Here is a 7,132-nt window from a genome sequence, read left to right as displayed (position 1 = left end):
ATATCGAGCCGGTAGATCTGATCGTCATCGCGATCGGAGACTGTCCACAATTCGCTACCGCATAAGGCCAGGCCCGACAGGTTACCGCCGCGCATGCCTTCCACCGGGTGTTCCGCCAACAGCTTCAGCTCAGCCACGGGCGCCGCGACCACCGAGGTGGTCGCCAACCCGCTCAACAACAGAATCGCCAGGGCGAAACTGCTGCGCATCAGCCCAGAACCTCGGCCAGGTTGCCCTTGGACTCCAGCCAGTTCTTGCGATCCGGCGCGCGTTTCTTCGCCAGCAACATGTCCATCATTTCCGAGGTGGCGGCGAAATCTTCCAGGGTCAACTGCACCAGGCGCCGAGTGTTCGGGTCCATGGTGGTTTCCCGCAGCTGCGGCGGGTTCATCTCACCCAGGCCCTTGAATCGGGTGACCTGCGGCTTGCCGCGTTTCTTCTCGGCCACCAGGCGGTCGAGAATGCCATCGCGCTCGGCTTCGTCCAGGGCGTAGAAAATCTCTTTGCCCAGGTCGATGCGGTACAGCGGCGGCATGGCGACATAGACGTGACCGGCATCCACCAATGGGCGGAAGTGCTGGACGAACAGTGCACAGAGCAAGGTCGCAATGTGCAAGCCGTCGGAGTCGGCGTCGGCGAGGATGCAGATCTTGCCGTAGCGCAGCTGACTCATGTCCGCCGCGCCCGGGTCGACACCGATGGCCACGGCAATGTTGTGCACTTCCTGGCTGGCCAGTACTTCGCTGCCATCGACTTCCCAGGTGTTTAGGATCTTGCCGCGCAGGGGCAGGATCGCCTGGAATTCCTTGTCCCGCGCTTGCTTGGCGGAACCGCCGGCAGAATCACCTTCCACCAGGAACAGCTCGGAGCGCATCGGGTCTTGCCCGGCGCAGTCCGCCAGCTTGCCAGGCAGTGCCGGGCCCTGGGTAATGCGCTTGCGTTCGACTTTCTTGCTGGCCTTCAGGCGACGGCCGGCGTTGTTGATCGCCAGTTCCGCCAGGGCCAGGCCCAATTCAGGGTGTTCGTTGAGCCACAGGCTGAAGGCATCCTTGACCACCCCGGAGACAAACGCCGCTGCCTCACGGGACGACAGGCGCTCCTTGGTCTGGCCGGAGAATTGCGGCTCCTGCATTTTCATCGACAGGACGAACGCGATCCGCTCCCAGACGTCTTCCGGCGCCAGCTTCACGCCGCGCGGCAGCAGGCTGCGGTATTCGCAGAATTCGCGCATGGCATCCAGCAAGCCCTGGCGCAAACCGTTGACGTGGGTACCGCCCTGGGCTGTCGGGATCAGGTTGACGTAGCTTTCCTGGACGCTGTCGCCACCTTCCGGCAGCCACAACAAGGCCCAGTCCACGGCTTCTTTATTACCCGCCAGGCTGCCGCAGAACGGCTCGTTCGGCAGGCGCTCGAATTCGCTGACAGAGTCTTCCAGGTAGGAACGCAGGCCGTCTTCGTAATGCCACTCGACCTTTTCGCCGGTGCCTTTGTCTTCAAAGCTGACCAGCAGGCCCGGGCACAGCACAGCCTTGGCCTTGAGCACATGCTTGAGGCGGCTGATGGAGAATTTGGGTGAATCGAAGTATTTCGGGTCCGGCGCGAAGTACACGCTGGTGCCGGTATTGCGCTTGCCGACGGTGCCGATCACTTCCAGGTCGGTGGCCTTGTAGCCATCGGCGAAAGTCATCTGATACTCGTTGCCGTCGCGCTTGACCTTGACCCGTACGTGGTTCGACAGGGCGTTGACCACGGAAATACCCACACCGTGCAAGCCACCGGAGAACTGGTAGTTCTTGTTGGAGAACTTGCCGCCGGCGTGCAGCTTGGTGAGGATCAGCTCGACGCCCGACACACCCTCTTCCGGGTGAATGTCCACCGGCATGCCACGACCGTCGTCGGACACTTCCAGGGAATGGTCGGCGTGAAGGATGACTTGTACCGACTTGGCGTGCCCGGCCAAGGCTTCGTCGACGCTGTTGTCGATGACTTCCTGGGCAAGGTGGTTCGGCCGACTGGTGTCGGTGTACATGCCGGGGCGTTTGCGCACCGGGTCGAGGCCCGAGAGGACTTCGATGGCGTCGGCGTTATAAGAGCTAGCGCTGGGAGTGGCCATGGGGTCTCGTCGTGAGTCGTTCGATTAAAAAGTAACCTGCGGTTTCACAATGCGGTGAAATCGAAGGATTGGTACTGATCGGAGCCTATGCCGGCAAAACTCAACAGCGCCGGTAACTGTTGGGCGAAGCCCTGGTAACCGTGATCGCCACCGGCCTGGAGGCGCAAGGCACAGGCCCGGTAATACTGCTGGGCGAGGCGATAATCCAGTGTTTCATCGCCGGTCTGCAACCACACCTGATAACGCTGGGCGTCCTGGGGCGCCGGCACTTCCAGCTCGGCCAGGGCCGCGACGTGGTCGTGGGTCAGCTCCCAGGTCTCATCGGTGTAGAGGTTCTTCTGGGTGCCCAGGTAACCGTCGAACATCCGATGAGGGCTGACTGCCGGGTTGACCAGCAAGGCGTTGAGGCCATGGCGTTCGGCAAGATGGGTTGCATAGTAGCCGCCGAGTGAGCTGCCTACCAGCAGTGGCATTCCGAGGTCACGGATAGCCGCCTCCAACTGGGGGATCGCCTGGCGGGGGTGGTGATGCAGGGCCGGCACGCGCAGTTGGTCGGCCAGACCGAGGCTGTCCATCACGGTGATCAACTGGCTGGCCTTGTTGGAGGCTGGTGCGCTGTTGAAACCGTGGATATACAAGATCGATGCGGACATTCCGGGTCCTCTGTGGGTCTGCCAAAGAGGCGCAGTTTACAGGGAAATCTCAGTAGCCGTTGCTACCGTAATCCACCTGAAACGCGAAGCCCTGCACCCGCTCCACACCGGTTTCCAACCGCCCGTCGGCATGCAACCGCAGCCAGCGATACCCGGGTGCCTGCTCACTCACGCTGAAATCCTCACTCCCGGGAGCGAACTGAATACAGGTAGAAGGCGAAGCCAACAAACGCACCCCATTGCGCTCCCGGTCAATTTCCTGATGCACATGCCCCCAAAGCACCGCCCGCACCTGCGGAAACCGATCCAGCACCGCAAACAACGCCTCAGGATTGCGCAAACCGATGGGCTCCATCCAAGCGCACCCAATCGACACCGGATGATGGTGAAAACACACCAGATGATGCCGAGTCGGCGCCTCACTCAACGATTGCGCCAACAGTTGCAGTTGCTGGTCCTGCAAATACCCCGGCACCGAGCCCGGCACCGCCGAGTCCAGCAGGGTAATCCGCCAGTTACCCACATCCACCACCGGTTCCAGCAACGCACTGTTGATCGCCGCTTGCAGCATCACCTGCGGCTCATCGTGATTCCCCGGGATCCAGCGCGCCGGCGCCTGAATCTGCCGCGTCATGTCACGAAACGCCTGATACGACTCCAGCGTACCGTCCTGGGACAAATCCCCGGTGGCCAGCACCAGATCAATCTGCGGCTGCTGCACCAACACCGTGTCGATCACCCGTTGCAGGCTCTCGCGGGTATTCATGCCCAGCAGGCCGCCGTCCGCCTCGGCAAACAGGTGACTGTCGGACAACTGCACCAGCAACGCCGAAGCGTCAGGGTTCATGGCGGATACGCTCGGCAAGGCGTTCTCCCAGGGCGTGATCACAGGAATGGACATTTGAGGCGATTATGCTGGGGCAGGACACAAAGAGGAAACCCGTGAAGCGGACGCAGTTCACATCTATCGAACGACTTCGAACTCGTGGCCCAGGGCCAGGCAGTGACTCAACCATTCACCGAGGAACACATTGAGCTGTGCTTTCTCATCGGGTTGGTGCATGAACACGTTGGGGTAAGGATAGATGCTGCGAAAGCGTCGTGCATGTTCGGCGCTGATCACTTCGGCCATGCGTGCGTCGTGGTACACCTGCACTTCCAGCTGCGGCACCGGCAGCCACGGCAGGCTGTGCTCCTGACGCACCCGCAAAGTGGTGGTGTACGGGCAGTTCACGATCACTTCCAGGGTCAGCACGCCGAGCATCTGGTCGCCGTGGGTCACGGCAATGCGCCGCGCCTCGGGGGTGTGGCGCATGTCTGGCAGCAGCCGCATCAGCCGTGCATAGTTGGCCTCGCAGGCTGCTTGCAGCCCGATCAGGTCAACCCGATATCGCTCCCGTGCCTTTACTGCCATAACCCCCTCACTTCCGCGCGATTAAGCGCAAGCCATTGCAGGGCAATAATGCTCGCTGCGTTGGAAATTTTACCGTCACGTACCGCCTGCAGGGCGTCTTCAAAGGCCCAGACGGTGACGCGGATATCTTCGGCTTCCTCTTCCAGTCCATGGACGCCACCGGCCCCGGCGCTTTCGCAACGGCCCAGGAACAAGTGGACAAATTCGGTGCTGCCACCCGGCGACGGAAAGTACTTGGTGATCGGCCAGAGTGCGGAGAATGTAAGGCCAGCTTCCTCCTCGGCTTCGCGGTGTGCAACCTCCTCCGGTTGCTCATCCTTGTCGATCAGGCCAGCGACCATTTCGATCAGCCACGGGTTGTCGGTACGCCCCATGGCGCCGACGCGAAACTGCTCGATCAGCACCACTTCATCGCGCTGCGGGTCGTAGGGCAGTACACACACGGCGTCATGACGCACAAAGACTTCGCGATTGAGTTCACGGCTCATGCCGCCATCAAACTTCTCGTGCCGCAGTTTCAGCCGATCCAGTTTGTAGAAGCCCTTGTAGGCATTGTCGCGCTGAACAATCTCGACCTTGCTCGGCGTCGATTTCGCTGTGTCCGTCATATCAACCCTCGTTTATTGCCTTGCGGTGTCGAGGCGGCCTCGACATCGCGCCATCCTAACGCGCTCGTGCCCCTTGATGCAGCCCCTTTCCGGTTGCCGGGATAGACGGCGGGCGTCAAACTCACTCTAATCAGCTTAGTGGCGAACTGACTGCCTTGTCGGGAGTCGAAGCTCCACATTTTCACCTTTCCTCGATTTATGAAGGACACACATGTCGCTTTTAAAAATCGCCTCCGTGGCCTGTATCGCCTTGACCCTGGGTGCTTGCCAGAGCCTGTTCCAACCGGCCTATCTGAAGCCGCTGGACACCACCGCCGACGCCTCCGAGCAGATCAAACCCGGCTGCAGCAGTCCGGATTGCCCGCTGGTAAATATCGATACCGTGCACTTCCCGTCCGAGCCGCAGTTGGACCAGATCATCGAACAGCGCCTGCTGCAGATGGCCCGCACTTCACCTGGCCAGGCCATGCCCGCCACCCTGAACGCCTACCGCGACAAGTTCTTGCGTGAGTCCCCGGACCGCAACAGCATGTACTTGCAGGCCAAGGTACGTGAGCAGCATGACGGACTGGTGATCATCGAAGTGTCCAGCTACCTGGACACCGGCACCGCCCACGGCGAGCCGGGCCGCGGCTTCATCAACTATTCACGCCTGCTGCACAAAGAGCTGAGCCTGACCGACATGCTGTTGCCGGGCCAGGAAGATGCATTCTGGAAGACCGCGAAAGTCGCCCACAACAACTGGCTGATCAACTCGCAGATGGACCGTGACCCGGAGTTCGTGAAGAACTGGCCGTTCCAGAAAACCCCGAATGTGGCGCTGACCAGCAATGGCGTGGTGCTCAAGTACAACGTGACCACCATCGCGCCGTACGCATTGGGGCTGATCGAAATGACCATCCCCTATGCGCGCCTCACCGGCGTGATCAAGCCTGAGCTGGTGCCCGCACGCCACTGAAGGCCCGGCCCAGGATGAAGTGCAACAGCCCTGCCAGCACCAGCGCCGGCAGGGTCGCGCCGACATCAGGGTACAGATTCGCCAACAGGTGATAGGTGCTGATCCCTCCAAGCCACGCCAGCAGTGCCGGCCAGCGCAGGTTGGCGGCAACACCATGGCCACGACGGCGCAGGATGAAGTGATCCACCAGCACCACGCCGAACAGCGGCGCGAACACCGAGCCGATCAGCAGCAGGAAGTTCTGGTACTGCGCCAACGGTGCAAAGCAGGCGATCAGCGTGCAGATAACGCCAATGGCCAATGCCAGGTGCTCGACTTTCAAGCGCAACAGAATCCCGCTGGACACCGCCGCCGAGTGAATATCGGCGAACGCGTTTTCTGATTCATCCAACAGGATCAGCAGCAGAGGAATCCCCAGGCCGGCTCCGGCCAATGCCAGCAGCAACGCATTCACTTCACCGCTCGGCGCAAACGCCAGGGTGTAGGCCACGCCAAGGCTCATCAGCCAGAAGTTACCGATGAAGAAACCCAGTGCCGTGCCGCCGAACACGTTTTTCGCGCGTTTGCCGAAACGTGAGTAGTCGGCAATCAGTGGCAGCCAGGACAGCGGCATGGCAATCGCGATATCGAAGCCAACGGCAAACGGCATCGAACCGTCACCAGCCTGGGCCCAGAGAGTGGCCAGGTCGGCCTTGGCAAACAGGTTCCAGGTCAGCCACAGGCAGGCGGCCAGCAGCAGCCAGATGCCCCACTTGCGCAGGATCTGCCGCACGAAGGTCAGCGGACCGCTGACGGCAAGCAAGGTCGCGAGGGCACCGAATACCAGGGTCCAGAACAATGGGCTGGTCAGCAGGCTGCCTTCGCTGAACGCGCGGGCGCCCAACAGGCTGGCGGCGTCGCGCATCACGATGATTTCGAATGAGCCCCAGCCGATCAGCTGCAGCAGGTTCAGCAGCGCCGGCAGGCTTGCGCCCTTGGTGCCGAGGCTGAGTTTCAGGGCGGCCATGGATGACAGGCCGGTATCGCTGCCGATCACGCCGACGGCGGCCAGCAACAGCACGCCGACCAAAGTGCCGAGGAAAATTGCCAGTAAGGAACCGGAGAGGCCCAGGCCCGGCGCCAACAGTGCACCGGTTTGCAGGACCATCAGGCCGATGCCCAGGGAGAACCACAGGGAAAAGAGATCGCGGGCGCCGAAGACGCGTTTGTCCAAGGGGACTGCGATGTCTGGGGAATAGGTGCTGGGTTGAATGCTCAAGGGTGTTATCTCAGAGGGACATGATCGTTCCCACGCTCTGCGTGGGAATGCCGCTTTGGACGCTCTGCGTCCGCTTTTGTGACGCGGAGCGTCACGGGATGCATTCCCACGCGGAGCGTGGGAACGAT

Annotated in this window: 7 protein-coding genes and 1 pseudogene; 1 reads left to right on the top strand and 7 read right to left on the bottom strand. The window is 61.4% G+C overall.

What is annotated here, in order from left to right; genetic code table 11:
• From JV201_RS29500 to JV201_RS02350, 6 genes and pseudogenes are all read right to left on the bottom strand, one after another.
• A pseudogene (locus tag JV201_RS29500) lies at positions 1 to 209 on the bottom strand (DNA topoisomerase IV); the annotation flags it as partial.
• Positions 209 to 2,113 (bottom strand): DNA topoisomerase IV subunit B, encoded by a 1,905-nt coding sequence (gene parE, locus JV201_RS02370; RefSeq protein WP_003209518.1) that lies wholly within the window; start codon positions 2,111 to 2,113, stop codon positions 209 to 211. The gene parE and the pseudogene JV201_RS29500, both read right to left, overlap by 1 nt.
• A gap of 44 nt (positions 2,114 to 2,157) precedes the next feature.
• The gene (locus JV201_RS02365) at positions 2,158 to 2,766 is read right to left on the bottom strand and encodes a YqiA/YcfP family alpha/beta fold hydrolase (RefSeq protein WP_219406463.1); all 609 of its coding nucleotides are present in this window, start codon (positions 2,764 to 2,766) and stop codon (positions 2,158 to 2,160) included.
• 49 nt (positions 2,767 to 2,815) lie between these two features.
• Positions 2,816 to 3,631: a 3',5'-cyclic-AMP phosphodiesterase gene (gene cpdA / locus JV201_RS02360; protein WP_008439120.1), complete on the bottom strand. Its 816-nt coding sequence runs from the start codon at positions 3,629 to 3,631 to the stop codon at positions 2,816 to 2,818.
• A 99-nt stretch (positions 3,632 to 3,730) separates the two neighbouring features.
• Positions 3,731 to 4,180, bottom strand: a complete 450-nt coding sequence (locus JV201_RS02355) for a DUF1249 domain-containing protein (protein ID WP_003209507.1) — start codon at positions 4,178 to 4,180, stop codon at positions 3,731 to 3,733.
• On the bottom strand, positions 4,171 to 4,788 hold the full coding sequence (locus JV201_RS02350) for an NUDIX domain-containing protein (RefSeq protein ID WP_003209505.1): 618 nt from the start codon (positions 4,786 to 4,788) through the stop codon (positions 4,171 to 4,173). Before JV201_RS02350 ends, JV201_RS02355 begins: the two co-directional genes overlap by 10 nt.
• A gap of 211 nt (positions 4,789 to 4,999) precedes the next feature.
• Here JV201_RS02350 and JV201_RS02345 point away from each other — a divergent pair, with 211 nt between their 5' ends.
• Entirely contained in the window at positions 5,000 to 5,746 is a 747-nt protein-coding gene (locus JV201_RS02345) for an RsiV family protein (RefSeq protein ID WP_087692488.1), read from the top strand.
• On the opposite strand, the gene cytX is transcribed toward JV201_RS02345, so the two are convergent.
• Positions 5,715 to 7,004, bottom strand: a complete 1,290-nt coding sequence (gene cytX, locus JV201_RS02340) for a putative hydroxymethylpyrimidine transporter CytX (protein WP_177008312.1) — start codon at positions 7,002 to 7,004, stop codon at positions 5,715 to 5,717. The two genes, JV201_RS02345 and cytX, sit on opposite strands and share 32 nt — an antisense overlap.
• Positions 7,005 to 7,132 lie beyond the last annotated feature (128 nt).

The organism is Pseudomonas sp. Colony2 (assembly GCF_019382755.1).
Taxonomy (GTDB): Bacteria; Pseudomonadota; Gammaproteobacteria; order Pseudomonadales; family Pseudomonadaceae; genus Aquipseudomonas.
The sequence above is the reverse complement of the archived record's forward strand: the minus strand, read 5'-3'. Positions and strand labels throughout refer to the sequence as shown.